The sequence below is a fragment of the Rhizobium sp. KNZ14-9A genome, from assembly GCF_056755015.1.
On sequence record NZ_JBPGXB010000004.1, the window covers coordinates 817,889 to 837,506 of the forward strand.

Sequence of the window (19,618 nt, forward strand, 5' to 3'; positions counted from 1 at the left end):
GCCGATACTCCCGCGCACCTGCATGGGGCGGGGTAGGGATCAAAGTCGCGCGATGCTTCCGGAAATAAAGCTGCAGGGTGACGTCGATGTCGCCGCGCTGTCACCACTTCTTCGCGGCATGCTTCTGTCCGTTGCCTATGCTGACGGTGAGGGTGGCATAGGATTGACGGCGACCGGCGCCATGAACCGCAAATTCGTACATTGGGCCGCTGTGAACTTCCTCTGGCCCGACTTCACAGCCGAAGACCTCTACAGCATGAACAAAGTGCTGAACGAAAGCGACATGCCGCCGCTCTGGGTCGTGCGCGACATGACCCGCCATCTGAAGCTGCTTCGCCGGAAAAAGGATGTGCTGCTGCCAACCAGACGCGGCCGGGAGTTTCTGGTGAATCCGCAAGCCTTCTTCGATCTGGTCGCCACGGATTACCTCTATTCGTATGTCCATGCCACCGAGCGGGAAGCGCAGGTGCAAGCGCGCCTACGCTGGTGGCGCATGTTCCTCAATCTTCTCAACATCAAGGCGAGAGAAGGCTGCACGCCATTGGACGTCCTGAAGACCCTCTATCCAGACATGGCACCTCTGTCCGCTACCGAAATGACCCTGGAAGCCTGGGAGCTCAAATCCGATCTCCAATATGGCGTCCTGCGACGCCTGTGCTGGCTGGGCCTGCTTTATGAGGCACGAGAAGGGCTCACGCTTCTTCAAGACGGAGCCTTCCACAAGACGCCGCTTTGGTCCGCCTGCCTGCAATTGGAGTCAGATACGCAGAGCGATATCGGCGTGCATTGACGCCCTTTATTCCGCAGCCGGCTGCCTCAATAACGCTTTCTCCCGCCGTTCGATCACCAGCGGATCGTTCATGTAATCCGTTCTCGGCTTGCGTCCACGCTTCTGGTAGCCGTTCCCCGTGCTGCCATCGCGAATGCCGAACATATGGTCCGTCTGCCCAGTTCGCCGTGGTCCGCCCTTGCTGCGCTGCTGCTCCCGCCCAGCCTGCAGCTCGGCGACAACAGACAGCATGTCGTCCAGCCGCTTGTTATCGACGACCTCGGCGCGATGCACGGAGCGTAACGTGTCAAAGGTTCTGTAGGGCAGGGCAAAGCTCTCGTGCATGATCTCGAGACGCCCGTCCGGATAGTCGCAGACAACAACCCTCTTACCCGCCAGAGACCTGGAAAGATCAGTCGGATCGAGAATGAACAAGACCTTGTCGTAACGCAGCGTCAGGGCCTGCGACAGCGTGCGGACCTCCTTGCGGCACATGGCGCCGTCGAGGTTCTCGTGATCGGCCAACGGCCGGTGCATGTCCTTCGGATTACGCGGCTGCTTGCCAAAACGCGCGTTGAAATCCGTAATGAACTCAGGCACATAGGCGTTGGCTTCCTTGATCGTGTCAATGCCGCGAAGCCGCAACTCCTTGACCAGCCGATCCTGCAATGTCTGATTGGCGCGCTCCACCCGGCCTTTGGCCTGCGGGGTATTGGCACAGATAATGTCGATGTTCAGCTCATAAAGCGCTCGACCGAACTGTGTCAGGCCGCTCGTCCGGTCTTTCTCAGACGCATGCGTACTGCGGAAAACGCCATGCTTGTCACTGTAGAACGCTAGCGGCTTGCCCCATTGCTGCAGATAGGCCTTCGTCGCGTGCAGATAGTCAAATGTGTTCTCCGATCCGGCAAACCGTAGATGCAGCAGCTTGCCAGTCGCGTCATCGATATAGACGAGCAGGGCGCATTTGGGACCACGGTTCTCGAACCACCTGTGATGCGAACCGTCAATCTGCACCAGTTCGCCAAAGCAATCACGTCGGCCGCGTGGCTGGAAAACCCGCTTCTTGCGTTCTCTGCGTGAGACCCAGATGCCGGCCTCGGTCATCCATTGCCGCAATGTCTCCTTAGCTACCGAGATCTGGTGTAGCTCGATCAGTTTCTCACGCGCCAGCGTCGGACCGAAATCCAGATAGCGTTCGCGGATCAGGTCCAGCGCCGCATTGCGAAACTCATCGCTATGGCGCCGGTTGCTCGGCCGTGATCGCTTCTTGGAAACAAGCCCGGCCGGACCATCCCGGTCATAGGCCTGCAGCAGCCGATGGACCTGACTTCGACTGAGGTCGAGCCGTTCGGCAGCCTGGACAACGCTCAAGCGTTCGTCACGGATCTTCTGGATGAGTTCGAGGCGATGCAATTCTTTCTGCGACATAGTGATCAAACAGGACATGACGACTCCGACCGCTCATGGTCTCGACCAGGCTGAAGATCGTCATCCTTGCTCCCGACATTGGCATTGACCAGTCGTCGAGAGGCGAGACTGTCGCATCTCTAACTGGCCCAACTGTCGCATTACTAAATAGCCACTACATACAAAGATCGCATAATCTATCTTATGGAACTAAAGCCGCACCTAAACCATAGCCCGAATGTCGCTGGGCACTAGGTCTCGCCTAAATCCACACGAATTCGCCGGTTCGGGCCTTTGATTTCGCCCCAGAGAGTTCTGCCTAGACCGGGTAGAAAAAGAAGGAGCGCAAGACCTGAACCATAGCGCTCAGAACGAGGCGGCCCGGCCAACGTCATTAAACTGGATTTTAACTTCCCCTTGCGATCAAGCTCATATGGGCAAAGGGTGCGAATTCCAATGACATTGTTGCTTCTGTGGTCGACCGGACACGAGATCACCGTCCTCGCAGACACGTTATTTGGCGGCGGATACGGTTCCGGCGGTCTGCTTGGCGAGCGCGACGGACCCGCCGGGACTCCTCGCTCACCGATCCTCACCAGTGGGTTCCAGGTGAAAGTGTCGTCAGTCTGCTTCGCGACCGCGACCGCACCACCTGGACGACCCGGATTACCGCCAACTCGCACGGGCGGATTCCAGGCACCCGCACCATCGACCCAGCCAATACAGAATATGCCATCGACATCGAGGAAGCAGCCCGTCGTCGTCTCTCCAAGCTGCCTGGCAAGCGCCACGCCGCCCCCGGGACACCGACCTGTCCGCCTATGCGAACGGGCGCATTCCATGGTCCCGTGCCGTCGACCAAGCGAGTGCTGACTATTCCAAGTCAGGGTGTGCTGTGCTATTATGGATTGAAACTCCGGGGTGAGGCTATGCACTGGCTGCTTGCATCGGGAGCGTTGTTTTTATCGGCGACAGTGGCGGCCGCGGGTGATCCCTTGTTCGATGCCGTTTCAGCGGGAGACGCCCTCGCCGTCGAGCAGTCCCTTACCTCGGGTGCCGATGTCGACAGCCGCACTCGCGACCAGTCAACGCCACTTATCAATGCAGCCCTCGCAAATCAGATTGCCATCGTTGAGTTACTGATCGGCAAGCACGCCGACGTCATGGCTCGGAACTCTGGCGGCTTCACTGCACTTCATGCAGCTGCGTACTCGGGCAGCGTACCCATCAGCAAACTCCTCCTCGACCACGGAGCAATTCTCGACGATGCGTCCAATAAAGCGGGTGTGACCCCGCTCATGGTTGCGGGTGAAGAGAACAACGTCGCTCTTGCTGAGTTCTTGTTGGCTAAAGGAGCTGACGTCGGCCACGTGGAGGTTCACGGCTACGCGCCGATCACGAGGGCCATATGGAAGGGCAATTTCGATATCGTCCGGCTATTCAAGCGGCATGGCGTGACGTGTCCTCCGCTCAGCGTCCTCGGCGAGGCGGAATTTTACACGAAGTGCATGGAAATTCACGAATGAACAGGAGGCGAAGATGCACTCTGGAAGCAGAACACAATGCATTGGTCGCTCTTTGGCGATGATTGGTCTCGCTGTCGTATGGGCTGTCGGTGGATCGCCGGCAGTAGCCGACAACTCGGTAAACACGGGGTACTTCGGCGGTGTAGCTATCATGGGATACGACACGGTCGCCTACTTTACCGAAGGCAAAGCGACGAAAGGTTCGGAAAAAATCTCCTACGAATGGATGGGGACACCCTGGCATTTCGCCAATTCAAAGCATCGCGAGATGTTCATGAGCCAACCGCTTAAATACGCGCCTCAGTACGGCGGCTATTGCACGGGCGAGGTGAGCGACGGGTCTGTCACGGTCAACATCGACCCTGAAGCCTTCAAGATCGTCGAGGGCAAGCTTTATTTGATGTATGACAAGGCGGACGCGGAGGGGTTTGCCGCCCATCCGGCGGACACTGTCGCCAAGGCCGATGCCAAGTGGCCGAAGGTCGCCGCCGATCTCGAGCAGGATCAGTATCACTGACCGCGAACGCCTTCTATTTGGCAGCAAAAAAATAAAAGACCTTGGACGAATTCACGTAAGCATAGGTGGTTTCGTCGGTGGGCTTCGCATGTCTGTAGACCGGACCGCAATCGGGCTGGCCAAATGCGTTTTCGCTCTGCTCGCAAAGGAGGTCGCCTTTGACAGAAACCGTCTCGGTCATCATCTGGGTGGCCGAGCGGAATGCCGCCTTGCCGTCCATCTGAACCTGCATGATCGCAAGGCTTTCGGTGGGCTCGTTCGTTCCCCGCAGAACTTTGCCCATGACGATGGCGGCGATCTCGGCACCCTTCAGGCGATATAGCTCGTCCCCGTGGAAGCCGAACGGCCACTCCGGCAGGCCAGCCTCACGCAGAGCGTCGAGGAAAAACGCCAAATCCTCTTCCCGGAAATGGCCATTGCCGAGCCGCCACGCCGCCAGGCAATCGCGCCCCCCGAGAAGGCGTCCTGCCTCGGCCACAGTCGCTCGAGCCTCATCAATGCGACCGACACGGACATAGGCCATGGCGAGTGCGGTAACAAACTCGCCGTTGCCTTGAGAGCCATAGCCCGCGCGCTTGAAACTGTCTATCGCCCTGTTGTAGTCGCGCTGCAGATAAAAAACCATGCCAGCCGTGTATCGGTCGATGGCGGAGGGGTTAGGGTCGTACCTGAGCGCCGTCTCGATAGCCGCGGCGGCGTCGGCGTGATTGCCCCAGACCAATTGAACATATGCGACCGCCATATGGGCTTCGGCATTGGCGGGACCAAGCGACACGGCCTTCTGTGCCGAGGCGATCGCCTGCTCGTAACGTCGGTCTACAGCCTGCATGATGGCGAGAACCGCGTAGGGTGACGGAAGTTCGGGGTCGAGGGCAAGGGCGCGACTTGCCTTCTCGTAGGCTCTTTTTCGCGCCAGCGCGCTCTGGAGAACGTCGTCATATGTGCTGCGCCAGACAAAGGACGTCGCGTGCGCATCGGCCGCGAATGCCTCGGCAAACCCACTATCCAGTGCCTCCGCCTTGTCAAAGAGTGCCAATGCCTCCTGCATCCGGGAACGGCGTCCGGTACGGGCGGCCTGCTCGGCACGCAGATAGTAATCATATGCCTCGAGATTGGTGGTCGGAGGACGGGCGATGCGCTCGGTCTCGCTTCGTGTCAGTTTCAGTCCGAGCGCATCGGCGATCTGTCGACCCATCTCGTCCTGCACGGCAAACACCTCTGTCGCGCCCCGGTCAAAACGATTGGCCCACAGATGGTCCCCGCTTGAGGTATCGATCAGTTGCCCGTTGACGCGAATCAGATCGCCGATGCGCTGTACGCTGCCCTCAACGACGAAGCGCACGCCGAGGTCAGTTCGTATCTCATCCAGGACGTGGGGCTTGCCTTTGTAGGCAAACACGGAATTCTGGGAGATGACGTCAAGGTTCGAAAGCCTGGCGAGATCGGTAATCAGGTCGTCCGTAATGCCATCGGCGAAATAATCCTGGGATTGATCTTCGCTCAAGTTGGCGAAGGGAAGTACTGCGATAGATGGGCGTTGCGGTAAAGACCACCGCCAGGCGACGAAAGCCGCTGTGGTCGCGATCAATAGCGCAGTGAGCGCTAACAGCATCGTACCTCGCCACCTTGCCCGAGGGGCAAAGACGACCTTGCCAGTATTGGCTTGGTTAATCAGAACGCGATAGACGCGAACCGAGTTGGCTATGTTCTTCAGCCTCTGCTCGCCGAGAGCCACGAAGCCAACATCGACCTTGTGGGCAACCTGGTCGAAGGCGGTGCCGGATATGAAAATTCCGCCAGGCTCTGCAATTCCCTGTAGACGGGCGGCTATGTTGACGCCATCGCCGTAGATGTCGTCGCCTTCGACTATGATGTCGCCAAGATTGACGCCGATGCGCAACCGAATGCGCATATCCTCGGAAACGTCATGGTCGCGCCCGGACATTTTCCGCTGGATCACGGCAGCGCATTGGACTGCATCCACGACGCTGGGGAATTCGACGAGCGCGCCATCACCCATGAGCTTGATGATCCGGCCATGGTATTCTTCAACGGTGGTATCGATCAGTTCCCGGCGGCAGGCTTTCAGCCGCTCCAGCGTACCGGACTCGTCCACCCCCATGAGGCGGCTATAGCCGACCACGTCAGCGGAAAGTATCGCGGCGAGACGCCTCTCCATTTCTCTGCCCACCCTTTCGATGCAGGAACTGGGCATCTTAGCACGGCCGAGGGCGCGCGGGCACCGCAACCAGGTCTTTTACGGCCTAACTTGGACACACGACGACTAATGGTCACCGAGCGGGCCATCCTTGCCGAGTCCGGGCCGCGAGTAGGTTGCCATACGGGTTCGAGCCGCATGAACCTGTATACAAAGTGCCGAGGCGGAAAAGGCAGGGTGTACGCCCAATCACGTACCATCACGGTCCGGCGCGCTTCGCGGCCGGTTAACGCTGAATCAGTCTCGCGGAACAGAACGATGATCACGGGGAGATTGCTTCCCCGCCAGTAATCGAGGTCTTCGGTCCGCAGCAGATAATGGAATCCGTTGTCGTCTTCGCCAGGATAAAGACCTGTCTTCGTGGCTTTGACCTGGACCGCAATCATGTGGGCGAGAGGCCGCCCCTCGATCATCACCTCGGCGATAGGTCGATGCCTGCTTCGAGCCGCGAGCGGACGTCAAACTGGAATCCGATCTTGAGAAACCGTAGGCGGACCGCCGCCTCTCCGATTTCTCCGGTCAGCTGATTCTGCGTGATGGTCTTGGCCATAGGGGATGATAGGCAGACGAACACGTGGCTGCCAATGCCTCGGAACACGTCGTTCCCTGTTTTTTCCTCCCGCACGCGCGGCAGTCACATTATTTGTGCGGCAGGGTAGTTTCCCCCACTCGGCGTCGCTTCGTTGTTAACCGCCGTCGCCGACTTTCCAAACCCAGGATTGTATGAATCGGCTCACGATGAGCCAGCCGCACGACGGGGTATCATGAGCAGCATCACCACAAATAACGGCGCGATGGCGGCGCTTAGCACGTTGCGTTCGATTAATGGCAGCCTCACCGACACCTCGCAGCAGATGTCATCTGGATTGAGAGTGGCGAAGGCTGACGACAACGCCGCCTACTGGTCTATCTCAACCACGATGCGCTCGGACGTGAAGGCCATGAATGTCGTCACCGACAGCGTCGGCCTGGCGCAGGGCATCGTAGACACGGCCTATGCCGGGATGGAGACGGTCCTCGACAGTTTTGTCGAGATCAGGAATCTCGCGATAACCGCGAGCGGCATGCCTCAGGCCGGCATGCGGGATGCCGTCAAGCCGGGGTTCAGTCTCGACCCGGAATACGCCAAATCAGACGTCTACAAGATCGATCAGGCGATACAGCAGCTCCAGAACCAGGCGAAGGCGGCGATGTTGTCCGCGTCGTTCGCCGGTGTGAATATGCTCTACCACGGCAAGAACGAAGACGTGAAAGCGAGCGAGCAGGTATTCAATTTTATCATCGGCTATGCCGACGGCAAGGTTCAGACGTTGGACGTCAAGGCCATGGATACGCTGCTCCTCAACGACGACTTCGGTAGCTTCCCCACTACCTATCCGGGGGAATTCAACCCGGAGAAAACGCTGTTCGACGACAGTGACATTATCGACGCTCCTGGTTCGTTCACGCCTTTGGGGGTGTATTGGTATAACATCCCGGTTTCCAATCCGACGACGGGCGATCCGGAGGCCTATCCCGTCGGGCCGACCTATGTCCTCCAGGCGCTCGAAAACCACGTCGTACGCTTTGGATCGGATCGAACGGGACTCTACAGCAACTTCGTGGCGAACCTAGACCAGAAGATTCAGGCGATCACATCGAAAATGGCGTATGTCGGCACCGTCCAGAAATCGCTGGAGATGTACGACGAGATCAACAACAAGATGATCGATTCCGTGACGAGCGGCGTCGGCGGATGCCGATATGGAAACGACAGCGAGCACGTTGCAGGCGCTGCAAGCCCAACAGCAGCTCGCGATGCAGTCGTTGGCAATTGCGAACGCGGCACCTGGAAACCTCGCGCAGCTGTTCCAGTAATCAGCGCATGCGTTCAATATGCCTGGCGAGTGTTCTTGGGTGGACCCGATATCTTTTGGCGACCTCTGTCGCTTCTTCCCCTTCCACTACGATTGCGTTGTAGGCGGAGCGGCGCTCATCCTCATTTAGAGCTGGCCGCCGACCGAGGCGCTGCCCTCGGGCACGGGCAGCTTCGAGCCCCGCGCAAGTTCGCTCCCGGATCAAGCACCTCTCGAACTCAGCCATGGCAGCGAGCATGTGAAAAACTAGGCGGCCGCCAGCTGAGGCGGTGTCTATATTTTCGGTTAGGCTTTGAAAATCGATCTGCCGTTTCCCAAGCTTTTCGATGATGTGGATTAGGTCCTGGATTGAACGGCCGAGCCTATCGAGCCGCCACACGATAAGAGTGTCGCCAGGTTTCAGCGAGCGCAACACCGAGATCAAGCCAGGTCGTTTATTTGTCGAACCCGAGACGCCCTGGTCCTCCACTAACCGATCGCAGACCTTGCGTAGCGCCGCGAGCTGAAGATCGAGCCGTTGATCTTCCGTGGATACCCGCGCATAGCCGACCTTTGCCATCGAATTCCATTCCCCGCGCGCTGACATAAACGACCGTTTTCGACGGGCGGATGCGCGGAACTGCATGATTACAATCCGGGAATAGTTGCAATGATTTAGGCAAGGGACAAAAACACGGACGACCGATGACAAAAACGGTCGTTTCTGGCCACTCCTGTAGACATTTTACGGGACACCATCCGCCGATGAGGTTCGTTTCCTTCGGGGAGCTTGCCCAGCAGCTGATCGACGTCTGGATTTCCCGGGAAAATGTCGAGGACCCGCTCTCCCTCTATCAGGCGGTCAGAGAGCGTCTGGCAACAAACATGGTCCTCGCCGTCATCGATTTTCCCGTCGGCCGACTCTCCGAATTTCGGGTTAACGTCGTCCGTGACTACAGCATTCCGACGAGCTATGAAGACGTCCCCGAACTCCTCAAGACCCGGCTTCCAATGTTGCCAAGAGGCCATCTCCACCCATCGGTTGAGAAGGCGCTTGTCACCCGTCGGCCGTCGCTCGTCACGGAAACCGTACTCCACGGTGATTTGCAGACAAATTTCGAAATGCTGACGCTCCCGCGTCAGGTAGAGAAGCCCGGAGCGGATTGGTGCCTTGTCTTCGGCGTCATCCATTACCTTCTGAAATCCGCCCCGTTACGCAAGGACCTCGATGACATCGACCTGGCGATCCTCCAGCTCTTGCGCGAAGGACTTCAGATGAGGCAGATCGGGCTTCGGGTCGAACTGTCCCCACGCACAGTTGAACACCGCGTCGAACGCCTCAAAGGTCTGGCAAATGCGCGAACGCTCCACGACCTCGTCGCCCGTTCCTTGTAAGCGCCGCTCAGACAGATTTAGCACTCGGTAACCTTGCTACCTGCTGTGGTGTCTTGAATTCGCGTAGAGGGTGAAATCCCCTTCGAAAATTGCCGAAACCCCAATTCGAATGACGGATCGTCTGCCCGTTCAGGCGCGCCTCCATCGCGACTGATTTCGCCTCAACGGAGACAACGGGAATATGAAAACCACTTTAGTCATTGCCATTTCAGCATTACTGCTCCGTGGAGTCACTGCGACGCTGGCGGCCGAAATCGACATCAATGGAATGGCTCTGGGAATGAGCGCCGACCAGGTCATCGCTAAGTTCCAGGAAGTCCGGCCGAACGCGCAATACCAGTTTGTGAAGTGGAAGTTGCCAGAAGGAACCGAGTGGGTCGCAAATGGCCGGACCCTATATAATGACATCGTCAATCCCGATGACATGGAACACGAACGCATGCAGTTCGCCTTCACGGGCTTGGGGTCCGGCAATAAGCTCTTTGCGGCATCACGCGAGCTGAAATTCCGGCCATCGCAACGACCGACGACCGAGTTGGTATACGCGGCCGCTGTACAGAAATTCGGAGAGCCTTCGGTCACAGGGAGGAGCGCCACCGGCATCTGGGCCGCGTGGAAATTCGGCGCAGATGACGCGCAGGCCGAGAAGCTCGAGTTGCCGATGGCCTGCATTGGCACGAGTGATTTTCCCGTTGGTCTTGATGAATTTACCGCAAGAAAAGCGAAGCAGTCCGCGAGCATGTGCGGCATCTATATCGACTTTGACGTCCGGGGCGATTCCACGGGGCTGGCTAATGAACTCGAGATGAAGATGGTGGACCAGCTCCATCTCGCGCAGGATTTCGACGCGGACAACCTCGACGCCCAGAGGAGGATCGACGCGGCGAAAGCGAAAAGCGCCAGCAATGCGGCTCCTGCGCCGAAGCTTTAGCCGTTAGGAGGAGCGGCGATCACGAAATGTGGTTGGTCAGAGACCACAACTCGGGCTTTACCTTAGTGGCTGTCGTTTCGCGTGGCGCATAATCGTCGACCCAAACTTCACGCTATGGCGGAAGCTTTCTGGCTCGTGATCTGGTGCAGTAATGCGCGGCCAGCGCTTACGTCCATCGTGCTGGCACCTTCCGTGAACAGGGACACGATTGGCTGGAGCAGCCCTATGGCGGCATCGGGATTTCCGCCGGTCCACCACATCCGAGACAGGTCGATCGCAGATCGAAGTTCCCAGCTCAAGGCCGAGCAATTCCTTGCCAGGTCGATCGACTGAAGTAGACAAGCTTCAGCTTTTTCGGACTCGGAAACGCCTTGGGTCAGGAGCACCTCCGCTTTGATGCGGAGCAATTCGGGCATCCAAAGCTTTTCCGATCTCCGCTCAGCCGCGTAGATAGCTGCATCGACGACAGCCAAGCTTTCATCATTCCTGCCGGTTGCCGCCAGTCCCTGGGCCAAAATCCCGGATGCGGATGACGTCGTGATCTCGTAATTTTCCGCATGCATGGCATCGATGGCTTCCCTGAGGGTGTCGACACCTCGTCCCACCTCACCTGTTGCCACCAATAGCTCGCCCCTAAGTGCCAAAGCGAGTGTCCTGAATGCACTGAGACCGCGTTTCGTAGTCACCGTGATCGCGGTATCGATGTGCTCTGACGCTTCGTCGTACTCCCCACACCATAGCAACACCGACGTTGCGTAGACGAGCGTGATAGGAAACACGACATGCTCTTTGTGATCCGCGCTTTCTGCGATTGAATCCCTTGCTGCTACAAGTGCCTGGTCGGAAAGTCCGTTGAGCCAAAGAATGCGAGCGCGAGCGAACCTTGCGCGGGCTTCATGGAAGACGTCAATGTGGATTGACGGATCGGCTTCGACCAGTGATTGGCTAATGTTCGAGTGCCCGCGGGCCGCCTTCTGATCACCGACGAGATGATACGAGGCGGCGAGCATGGACTGCGCGAGTATCATCTCAGCGCGGCCGTTTATGCTTCGAGCAACCGCGAAGCTTTGCTCGGCGGCATTCAAGGCCTCCTGGAATTTGCCCTGCCGGGTCAAGAACACGTTCAGGTCAGCAAGGAGGTTTATTTGGCAGCGGCCGTTTCGCAGGGTCCGCGACAAATCAAGGGCATCTTGGATGAGCACGCGGGCTTCGTGGCTTGCATTTCGCGTGTACATACAGGATTTCGCCATCGCCTCAAGCAGCCTGAGGTGTAGCGCGCTTCCCTTTTCCTCCGGCGATAGACTGCGCACGGCGCGCCGTGTCCACTTCTGGCAATCCGAAAACTGTGACAATGCCATGAAAACTGGAGTGGCGCTGGCTACCAGTTCGACACCGAGACCGGGGTCGCCGTCCTCCGAGAAGCACCAAGGTAGCACGGTCTGCAGGTTTGCCAGATAGTGGAAGCACCGGTTGATCGAGCAACTCGTCGCCTCAACGGACAAGCTTCCGAGCGCCGTTTTGAGATAGGTCCCCAGTCGTTTGACCAGTTCGGTTTCCAATCCGTCTTCGCGCAACTTGCCGAGCGCAAACGACCTGGTCAGGTCGAGCAAACGGTATCTGATACCACTTCGATTGTCGTCGATCAGAACGAGCGACTTGTCCACCAGGCTCGTAAGTACATCCCTCAAATCATCGGGATCGCGATCGGTCTCCCTAAGGACAGCCTGTGCGGCCTCCAGCGAGAACACCGAAGCGAACACCGAGAGTTGGAACAACGTTGCCCTTTCCTGCGGCGACAGCAGTTCTATGCTCCAAGAAAGCAACGCCTCGAGAGTCTGATGCCTGGGCGATGAGGATCGGCTACCGGGCAGACGCAACGCCCCGCCCGTCTCCAGGAGTTCGGCCGTGCCCCTTATACCGTAGAAACCCACTCGGCTGGCGGCGATCTCGATCGCAAGAGCTATCCCGTCAAGTCGACGACAGATATCGGCCACGAGCGGCGCATCGATATCGTTGAGTTGCCTCGGGAAACCTCCGGCGCGTGCCCGCTCCATAAACAACTGCACCGCCGGCGACTGCAATGCGCGTTCTGCCGAGATCGGTCCGTCATCGGGGACTTCGAGCGGCGGAAGCAAGAAAACGTTCTCGCCGGAGACCCTCAGTGCCTCGCGACTTGTCGCGAGCACCCACAACGTCGGAACACTGCGCACAAGCCGCTCCGCCAAGGGCGATATCGCATCGATCAGATGTTCACAATTGTCCAAAATCAGGCAAGTCATTCTGTCGGAAAGGTAGGTTATCAAGGCTTGCTCGGGACGCGAAGCGTGGTCTGCGCACCCGACCGATGACGCAACGAACCTTGCTACGTCGGATGGGTGGTTGACGGTCTGGAGATCGACGAAGCAGACGTTCGTGTCGGGATTTGATCGGTCGAGCGATTGGGCCACTGCCACAGCAACTGTTGTCTTGCCGATGCCACCGGTCCCGACCAGCGTGACAAACCTCCGCAGCGCCAAAGTACCGACTAGCTTGTGGACAACCTTCTCGCGTCCAACCATCAGACGGGGCAGTTTGGGAATGGATGCTTCCGTCTTTTGCACCGCGCCTTCCAGGTCGATCATCCCGCGATTGATTTCCTGGGTCACGTTCGCAACGAAGGTATAGCCCTGACTTGGCACGTTGACTATGTAGCGTGCACGGTCCTGCCCATCGCCCAGTGCCTTCCGCAATGCGGTCAACTGCGTCCGCAAATTGGCGTCTTCGACAATCACGTCCTGCCAGACCGCTTTGATCAGTTCGGGCCCGCTGACGACCTCGCCCGCACGATCGACGAGTGCGGTTAGAATATCGAGTGCCCGTCCCCCGATTGCTACCGCAACACCATCGCGTGTCAGGGATCGTTGAGCCTTCGAAAATCGAAAAGGACCAAAGTGGACTGCTACCTGCTCCGCTACGTGTCTGCCGCCCATTGGCACCGCCCCCAGTCGATTAGCCAAAGCCAAAACGTCCCCCATTCTATTGTATTTCCGGTGCTTTCTAAACCGCCGTATGATTGTGTCGTTGTGATTGGGCCTTCGCTTTCCAAGCCCCCACGGTTACAAAATCAAACAGTCTGACGCCGATAACTTAACGGGTACTACAAATGCGTGCACCCTCAAGTCGTATAGGCACCCCTGTACCAAAGTGTGGTTACCGCGGGGGAGCGGGCCGGATAGGCTCCCAACCTTGCCACCATTGGCGACGCCTGCTCTCAGTTGGCATGCTCCGGCGTCTCCCCGTCTGAAGCAGCGGGACCGGACAGGGGCTCCGCCAGCCGTCTTCGATGCACGAAGACTGCTATTTTCCATGGGGATGATGCGAACGGCAGCGCCGTTCGAGCTGTGGAGCTGGACCAACGAGCCAAGGTGCGAGTCCAGATGGTGATAGAATGCGAAGCGTCGGCATGCGAATGCACGGGCGAATGTAAAGGGTTGGGGTTCAATGCCAATGACGATCTTTTTGGAGATAGCGCATGGTTAAAAACCATCGCGCCAACAGCCAGGAGCCGATTGTCTTCATCGTTGATGACGATCCATCGACGCGGGAGTCGTTGGTCTTGCTCCTCGAGTCAATGAACTTCGAGGCGCAGGCCTATGACAGCACGACCGCATTTCTATCACGAGTGGTGTTCGACGCGCCAGGCTGCCTTCTCCTTGACATAAGGCTTCCCGGGGTCAGTGGACTTGAATTCCAGGGGCAGCTGGAGCGTATGGGCAATAAGATGCCCATAATATTCATCACCGGGCACGGAGACATCCCTATGACCGTCCGGGCGATGAAGGCCGGAGCGATAGACTTCCTGACGAAGCCCTTCAGAGACCAGGATATTCTCGATGCGGTGAGCGTGGCGATCCAGCGTGATCGTGAGCGAAGACGGCAAACCGCCGAGGTGGAGGCCGTGGCGACATTGGTCCGCACTCTCACCCCGCGCGAGCGGGAGGTGATGGAGGCAGTTGTCCGCGGCTTGATGAATAAGCAGATCGCTCACGAGCTCGGGATCAGCGAAGTGACTGTTAAGCTTCATAGGGGTGGAGTGATGCGCAAGATGGAAGCGCGGACGATCGCCGAACTGGTTCAGAAAGCCAAGACGCTGTTCGCGGGGACATCTCCTCCTGTCACTTAGTATGGTTTCACGGGCAAGCGCGGAGGCGCACTATGCAGAAACCAACGATTTAAAGAAGGTCCAAACAATTGTCACACGTTCCCGTCATAGCCGTCGTCGATGACGACGCAGCCATTCGTGAAGCGATGGACGACCTTCTTGACTCCTACGGCTACAAATGTGTTCAATTCGCATCTGCCGAGGATTTTCTTGCATCCGAGCGACGGGACGGGTTCGACTGCATGATCGTTGATGTCAAGATGCCCGGTCTGAGTGGCATCGAGCTTCAGGATTTGCTCAACAACGTCGACGACAGCCCACCTATGATTTTCGTCACCTCCTACAAAGACGAGAAGACCCGAGCGAGCTGTATGAACGGCGGAGCCTTAGCTGTTTTCACGAAGCCGGTCGAAGTCGAACAGTTCATCGAACGACTGCGATCCGCGATCGGTCACTGAGGCCCGCTGAAATCGCGTTAAGTCACCCTCCCGTGACAAGTACGCGCCTCCGCGGACGAACGCGCTGGCCAAGATTTCTCACTATCCGCCCAACTCGCGATTCCTGTAACCTCACCGCCGGGTTCGTTGCCTTACGACACGACGTCAGACGCCTGCCCGCGCCGAACATGATCGTGGCACCCGCTCGGCAACTCGTTCTGCGGCAAGTCGCCCGAGCTTCGCTATGGCAATCGAGAGGGCGATAGGCAGAATGAACCAATCTGGCGGGTCGGTGAATTACGGGGACGGAATACCGCGGTGAGTGGCAGGGCCATCGAAGATGATAGAAACGCTGCTGAGCCCAGCGCCGCCAAAGTGCCGGACGCGTGGCCGGAAGGATGGGCTGGAGCATCGCTCCGATGATGCCGCCGACAACGCCACAAGAGTGAAGCCGGGCGTCAATAGACCTCCCCGTGCCCCCGCCGGGAGAACGAGTGTCAGTGCAAGAAGCTTCGCGTCCACGATCGTACGGGCAATTCGGCTGCGACAGACCTAACACGGTATCGGTCAATGAAATGCACGCTTTTCATCAGATGGAATCCAAATCTTGGGCCGACGACACCCGCCATCGACCTTGCTCACTCATCCGAAAAATCGCGGAGCGCTAGCGGTCCCGATCGCGAGAGGCTACCGGCCCGCCCGGTAGGTCAAAGCTCTTCCAGCTTGAACTCGGAGACACCAACAGCGAGGTTGACGCCCTCTTCGCCCTCAATGGAAACGGGCTGCAGACTAAATGAGTGTTTGCCGTCGCCGACCAGCACGTTCGCCCCTGCCCCCAGGCCGAGGCTGGCGTTGGCGTCGACGCCGCGGTAAGTGCCTTGGAGATCACCCTGGTCGCCACGCGTGGGGGCGTAGACAAGCCAAACTAAACGGCTCTTGGCAACGTCACCGATATCGAGTCCGAACCTGGTGATCGTACCGGAGTAACGGACGGCTTCACCGTTGCCGGACGGCTTGAAAACGCAGCTCGTCGTCTGTTTGGAGCCCAGGATAGCGCCAGCGCTCGACGAGACGTCGCAATCGAGTTTACCAACTTCGACACCGGCGGCATGCGACACACTAGCCGATGCAGCGGTCAAGAAAGCGGCAAGAAACACGGTCTTGGCGGACATTTCAAATTCTCCCATTCACCTTCGGAAAATGGCCCTCGGCCGCAGTTGCCGAAGGTGCAGTAGAGTTGCCAAGCTCGCTACCGCACACCGGTGCAGGGCCCTCTACACCAAAGTACAGTTTTCTAAATTGCGCCCTTGGATTAGCGTTTGCTTATCGTCTCGTTTCCTCCTCCCGATGGGGCGTCGCCGAACACTATCGGCTATTTGGGCTTCGGGTTCCTCCCAATCCTCCCGAAGCTGCGGACCGCGATCAGCTGAGGCCATCCCATAAGGATGGCCTCTTTCTTTTGCCCACCAGTCTTGATGACCGCAACGATAAGCAATTGGACACCTAGACACTCGTGTAGTTCATTGAGCCGGGCATTCCGGGCATCATTCCAAGCAGCCAACTTGATGGAGAGCCAGATGATCACCCTAGTCCACACGGCATTCACCGAGTCCGACAATAAGCTGTCGCTCGCTGTGCGCTTTGAAAATCCGTTGACCGGAAACGGATACACCTTCCGATGCGGCCTTGTCCGTTTCGTTCGATCCAACGTTGAGGATACCGCTGGCTATACCCGGCGGATCGAAGACCTCCAGCGCTCAATCGAACAGTCAAACATCCGATAGACTCTGATCGGCCCCGCGTCAGAATGATCACCGCGTGGTGACAGCGCCCCTTCAGTAGTGGTGGTACCGTCAAGACCATCGACTCCCGCGTCTTCCCAATCACGACACTGTCAGCGCTCATCATCGAGATCGGGTCCGGTGGAATGCGGGAAGCGCATTGGCACCCAGATGCCGACGAGTGGCAATAAACGTGCAAGGGCGCGCGCCTATGTCGGTGTTTGACACCACCAACAAGGCTCGCAACTTCGATCACGCGCAGGATGTCGGCTTTGTGCCCGAGACTCTGGGCCCTTATATCAAGACACGGGGACGGAGCCCGTTCTCGCCATCAATGTCGTCACCAGCAGGTTCTGCACCGACGTTTCCCTGAGCCATTTGCTAGCGCTCACGCCACCAGCAAGGGGCCATTTTCGCTTGGAGAAGGCCGAGGTCCCCACTCATCGTGACATTGGCGTGAGCGACGCGCCTATCGCGAACATCTAGCACTTGCTCATTGCCGATTTCGCAACGCTGAGGGCACCTGAGTGCATGTTGAAGAGGTTTGCGAAACCTCGGCAGCGGCCTCCCTGTCGAGACCTTCCCCGCTGCTGGAATATTCCAGCTAACACGGCATCAATGGACACGCTCGGCCGCCTCGAGGAAAACTCTACGACGTTACCACCCCGCGCCTGCTCTATGGTTCGTAACCATCGTATCATGGTCACGGGACACTGAACAATTTTCGTATTCTGGCGACCAACGATGGAACGGTCCGCTCGCGCGTGGGGCTGGCGGCCTCCGTTATGGACTGCCCGAATTCGACCCGCTGGGAAAGCGTCGTCGCAAGCTCCTCCGCCAAGGCGGACCGCTGTTGAAGTAGCGACGCGAGGCTTAACTGGTCGATCTCGTACACGACCACCGGCGTGAGTGCGCGCAAGCTCGCCACCTCTCCGACGTTCAGGAGTAAACCCGTCTCTCCGAAATAGTCCCCCGGAGCCAGACGCCCCACCTCGCGTTCTTTGTCCACCTCAATCCGCGTGGCGACAATTGCTCCGGCGCGGACGATCGTGAGCGACGTGGCGGTGTCGCCCTGCTCAATGATCTGCTCGCCCTTCTTATATGCGCGTCGTTTCATCGAGGCGGCCAACGTCTCCTTCTCGTCTTCGTTGAGCGATGAAAACAAAGGGACCGCATCCAGTAGCGATAAAGGAGTTTTCCGTTTGGTCTCGCTGTTCGTCTCTGCGGCTGGCGACGACGCTTCTGACCCCGCGAACGAGAGGCCAGCCGCTTTCAAATGTCTGTAGACGAGGTCTATGACTTCGTTTCTCGCGTGGGGAGCTTGACCAACAGTCGCCACCTTGAACAACAGCTCCAATTCCACGGCGACCGCGTCGATGTTTTTGATCCGCACGTCCGGTCGGGGAGACAGGAGAGCGGAACTGCTGTTGAGAAGTACCGCCCGCATGACGCCAGCTATGACGCTGGGAAGTGCCGTGGGTGCCACTCTGACGGTCAGGGATACACCATGACTGGGGTCCGGAGCGCTAAGATTGGTAAGACCGACCTTTGCAAGGAAACTGTTGGGAAGAACGACCAGGTCGTTGGTTGCATTGAGCAGGTGCGTCGACCTCCAATTCGTTTCGACCACCCGGCCCTCGGTCATGTCACTCAGAACAATCCAATCGCCGATCGCATACGGACGACCCAGGTTCAGGGCGATACCGGAAAATACGTCGTTAAGCGTGCTCTGAAGCGCCAGGCCCAAGATGATCGCGAAGACGCCCGATGTCGCAATCAACGTGCCGACCGGCACACCGAAAACATAAGATACGATCGACAATCCAGCGCCGAGGTAGATCAGCGCCACGATCAGGTCCTGAACTAACCGCCCTTCGCGTGGCTGGCCCTCGAATTTGATATAAACTCTGACGAAACCGACGAGAGCCCACGCAGCGTCTAACCACCAGATGATTTTAGCCAGCGATATGAACACCCGTTCAACCATCTGCGTTGCCTGGTGTTCGGCTTGATACGGGACGATACCGTGATAGACCAGCAGTGCCGTTAGCCCGATGAAGAACAAGACCTGTGCGATAAGCCGGGTCATCGGAAACCGCTTCAACAGGAAATGGATCAGAAAAATGCCTGCGATCGCCAGGGCACCCACTTGCAGCATGGGGTCATGAAGCACCTGGGCCAAGGATGCGGCGTCAGACATGGATCGGCCACCTCAGCAAAAACATCAAGGTGCCTGGCCTCACCTCGTCCGCTTTACACACGGCCCTAGAGCCCTATGCCTGTCCTATTCAGCAAACGCTGGAGCGTTCGTCGGTGCATCGAAAGCTCGCGCGCGGCACGCGCCACGTTTCGATTGCACGCGGTATAGACCGCACGAATGTGTTCTTTTCTGATGGTGTCGGGACATGGCAGCTGCCCCGCGACGTCGGAGAAGGGATAGTCGTCACCCAAGAGCAGGCGCATCACAAAGCGGATGTCGACCGGTTTGGGAAGGACATCCGTCGCCCCGGCTTTTGTCGCCCTCACCGCGGTCGGCACGTTACAATAAGCACTGTGCACCAGGACTCGAGCCTGAGGATGCCGGACCTTGATTTCCTTGATCAAGTCGAAAGTGCTTTCATCTGCGTAAGCGACAAGCTGACCCCATCTGGCGTCAGT

At 58.1% G+C, this 19,618-nt stretch carries 15 protein-coding genes and 2 pseudogenes; 9 read left to right on the forward strand and 8 right to left on the reverse strand.

Annotated elements, in window-relative coordinates; all coding sequences use genetic code 11:
• The first annotated feature begins 52 nt into the window (after positions 1-52).
• Positions 53-790 (forward strand): hypothetical protein, encoded by a 738-nt coding sequence (locus ACR9ZQ_RS34075; RefSeq protein WP_477921599.1) that lies wholly within the window; start codon positions 53-55, stop codon positions 788-790.
• Between the two features lie 6 nt (positions 791-796).
• Here the strand turns inward: ACR9ZQ_RS34075 and ACR9ZQ_RS34080 are convergent, their stop codons facing one another.
• Complete coding sequence (locus ACR9ZQ_RS34080; protein WP_477921601.1) at positions 797-2,218, reverse strand: ISNCY family transposase; 1,422 nt, start codon at positions 2,216-2,218, stop codon at positions 797-799.
• An 890-nt stretch (positions 2,219-3,108) separates the two neighbouring features.
• Here ACR9ZQ_RS34080 and ACR9ZQ_RS34085 point away from each other — a divergent pair.
• Positions 3,109-3,705, forward strand: coding sequence for an ankyrin repeat domain-containing protein (locus ACR9ZQ_RS34085; protein ID WP_481429920.1), 597 nt, complete (start codon positions 3,109-3,111; stop codon positions 3,703-3,705).
• Positions 3,706-3,718: 13 nt separating this feature from the next.
• Entirely contained in the window at positions 3,719-4,222 is a 504-nt protein-coding gene (locus ACR9ZQ_RS34090) for a YHS domain-containing (seleno)protein (protein ID WP_481429921.1), read from the forward strand.
• A 13-nt stretch (positions 4,223-4,235) separates the two neighbouring features.
• On the opposite strand, the gene ACR9ZQ_RS34095 is transcribed toward ACR9ZQ_RS34090, so the two are convergent.
• Both ACR9ZQ_RS34095 and ACR9ZQ_RS34100 read right to left on the reverse strand, forming a co-directional pair.
• Complete coding sequence (locus tag ACR9ZQ_RS34095; protein WP_481429922.1) at positions 4,236-6,401, reverse strand: adenylate/guanylate cyclase domain-containing protein; 2,166 nt, start codon at positions 6,399-6,401, stop codon at positions 4,236-4,238.
• Entirely contained in the window at positions 6,308-6,853 is a 546-nt protein-coding gene (locus tag ACR9ZQ_RS34100; RefSeq protein ID WP_481429923.1) for a DUF4365 domain-containing protein, read from the reverse strand. The genes ACR9ZQ_RS34095 and ACR9ZQ_RS34100 overlap by 94 nt, the downstream gene beginning before the upstream one ends.
• A 351-nt stretch (positions 6,854-7,204) precedes the next feature.
• Here ACR9ZQ_RS34100 and ACR9ZQ_RS34105 point away from each other — a divergent pair, with 351 nt between their 5' ends.
• On the forward strand, positions 7,205-8,626 hold the full coding sequence (locus ACR9ZQ_RS34105; protein WP_481429924.1) for a flagellin N-terminal helical domain-containing protein: 1,422 nt from the start codon (positions 7,205-7,207) through the stop codon (positions 8,624-8,626).
• Here the strand turns inward: ACR9ZQ_RS34105 and ACR9ZQ_RS34110 are convergent.
• Positions 8,508-8,921 (reverse strand): annotated as a pseudogene (locus tag ACR9ZQ_RS34110) (recombinase family protein); the annotation flags it as partial. The gene ACR9ZQ_RS34105 and the pseudogene ACR9ZQ_RS34110 overlap by 119 nt on opposite strands.
• Positions 8,922-9,040: 119 nt before the next feature.
• Between ACR9ZQ_RS34110 and ACR9ZQ_RS34115 the strand changes: the two are divergent.
• Together ACR9ZQ_RS34115 and ACR9ZQ_RS34120 are read left to right on the forward strand one after the other, a co-directional pair.
• A complete protein-coding gene (locus tag ACR9ZQ_RS34115; RefSeq protein WP_481429925.1) occupies positions 9,041-9,670 on the forward strand; it encodes a winged helix-turn-helix transcriptional regulator in 630 nt (209 codons plus the stop codon).
• Between the two features lie 181 nt (positions 9,671-9,851).
• Positions 9,852-10,601 carry a hypothetical protein gene (locus ACR9ZQ_RS34120; RefSeq protein WP_481429926.1) on the forward strand — a complete coding sequence of 250 codons (750 nt, stop codon included), beginning with the start codon at positions 9,852-9,854 and terminating at the stop codon, positions 10,599-10,601.
• Between the two features lie 107 nt (positions 10,602-10,708).
• Here the strand turns inward: ACR9ZQ_RS34120 and ACR9ZQ_RS34125 are convergent, their stop codons facing one another.
• A complete protein-coding gene (locus tag ACR9ZQ_RS34125) occupies positions 10,709-13,615 on the reverse strand; it encodes an ATP-binding protein (protein WP_481429927.1) in 2,907 nt (968 codons plus the stop codon).
• A gap of 497 nt (positions 13,616-14,112) precedes the next feature.
• Between ACR9ZQ_RS34125 and ACR9ZQ_RS34130 the strand changes: the two genes are divergently transcribed.
• Positions 14,113-14,763 carry a response regulator transcription factor gene (locus ACR9ZQ_RS34130; protein WP_481429928.1) on the forward strand — a complete coding sequence of 217 codons (651 nt, stop codon included), beginning with the start codon at positions 14,113-14,115 and terminating at the stop codon, positions 14,761-14,763.
• Positions 14,764-14,831: 68 nt separating this feature from the next.
• Positions 14,832-15,200, forward strand: a complete 369-nt coding sequence (locus tag ACR9ZQ_RS34135; protein ID WP_481429929.1) for a response regulator transcription factor — start codon at positions 14,832-14,834, stop codon at positions 15,198-15,200.
• A gap of 686 nt (positions 15,201-15,886) precedes the next feature.
• Here ACR9ZQ_RS34135 and ACR9ZQ_RS34140 read toward each other — a convergent pair.
• Positions 15,887-16,351 (reverse strand): DUF992 domain-containing protein, encoded by a 465-nt coding sequence (locus ACR9ZQ_RS34140; RefSeq protein ID WP_481429930.1) that lies wholly within the window; start codon positions 16,349-16,351, stop codon positions 15,887-15,889.
• A gap of 677 nt (positions 16,352-17,028) precedes the next feature.
• On the opposite strand from ACR9ZQ_RS34140, the pseudogene ACR9ZQ_RS34145 reads away from it, so the two are divergent.
• Positions 17,029-17,151: pseudogene (locus ACR9ZQ_RS34145) on the forward strand (cupin domain-containing protein); the annotation flags it as partial.
• Between the two features lie 512 nt (positions 17,152-17,663).
• On the opposite strand, the gene ACR9ZQ_RS34150 reads toward ACR9ZQ_RS34145, so the two are convergent.
• Together ACR9ZQ_RS34150 and ACR9ZQ_RS34155 are read right to left on the reverse strand one after the other, a co-directional pair.
• Positions 17,664-19,160: a mechanosensitive ion channel family protein gene (locus ACR9ZQ_RS34150; protein ID WP_481429931.1), complete on the reverse strand. Its 1,497-nt coding sequence runs from the start codon at positions 19,158-19,160 to the stop codon at positions 17,664-17,666.
• 65 nt (positions 19,161-19,225) lie between these two features.
• Positions 19,226-19,564: a response regulator transcription factor gene (locus tag ACR9ZQ_RS34155; RefSeq protein WP_481429932.1), complete on the reverse strand. Its 339-nt coding sequence runs from the start codon at positions 19,562-19,564 to the stop codon at positions 19,226-19,228.
• Between the last annotated feature and the right edge of the window lie 54 nt (positions 19,565-19,618).

Excerpts from the sequence above, each read along its gene's own strand:
- ACR9ZQ_RS34075 (WP_477921599.1), top strand. The coding sequence starts at position 53 with ATGCTTCCGGAAATAAAGCTGCAGGGTGACGTCGATGTCGCCGCGCTG.
- ACR9ZQ_RS34080 (WP_477921601.1), bottom strand. The coding sequence starts at position 2,218 with ATGTCCTGTTTGATCACTATGTCGCAGAAAGAATTGCATCGCCTCGAA.
- ACR9ZQ_RS34085 (WP_481429920.1), top strand. The coding sequence starts at position 3,109 with ATGCACTGGCTGCTTGCATCGGGAGCGTTGTTTTTATCGGCGACAGTG.
- ACR9ZQ_RS34090 (WP_481429921.1), top strand. The coding sequence starts at position 3,719 with ATGCACTCTGGAAGCAGAACACAATGCATTGGTCGCTCTTTGGCGATG.
- ACR9ZQ_RS34095 (WP_481429922.1), bottom strand. The coding sequence starts at position 6,401 with ATGGAGAGGCGTCTCGCCGCGATACTTTCCGCTGACGTGGTCGGCTAT.
- ACR9ZQ_RS34100 (WP_481429923.1), bottom strand. The coding sequence starts at position 6,853 with ATGATCGAGGGGCGGCCTCTCGCCCACATGATTGCGGTCCAGGTCAAA.
- ACR9ZQ_RS34105 (WP_481429924.1), top strand. The coding sequence starts at position 7,205 with ATGAGCAGCATCACCACAAATAACGGCGCGATGGCGGCGCTTAGCACG.
- ACR9ZQ_RS34115 (WP_481429925.1), top strand. The coding sequence starts at position 9,041 with ATGAGGTTCGTTTCCTTCGGGGAGCTTGCCCAGCAGCTGATCGACGTC.
- ACR9ZQ_RS34120 (WP_481429926.1), top strand. The coding sequence starts at position 9,852 with ATGAAAACCACTTTAGTCATTGCCATTTCAGCATTACTGCTCCGTGGA.
- ACR9ZQ_RS34125 (WP_481429927.1), bottom strand. The coding sequence starts at position 13,615 with ATGGGGGACGTTTTGGCTTTGGCTAATCGACTGGGGGCGGTGCCAATG.
- ACR9ZQ_RS34130 (WP_481429928.1), top strand. The coding sequence starts at position 14,113 with ATGGTTAAAAACCATCGCGCCAACAGCCAGGAGCCGATTGTCTTCATC.
- ACR9ZQ_RS34140 (WP_481429930.1), bottom strand. The coding sequence starts at position 16,351 with ATGTCCGCCAAGACCGTGTTTCTTGCCGCTTTCTTGACCGCTGCATCG.
- ACR9ZQ_RS34150 (WP_481429931.1), bottom strand. The coding sequence starts at position 19,160 with ATGTCTGACGCCGCATCCTTGGCCCAGGTGCTTCATGACCCCATGCTG.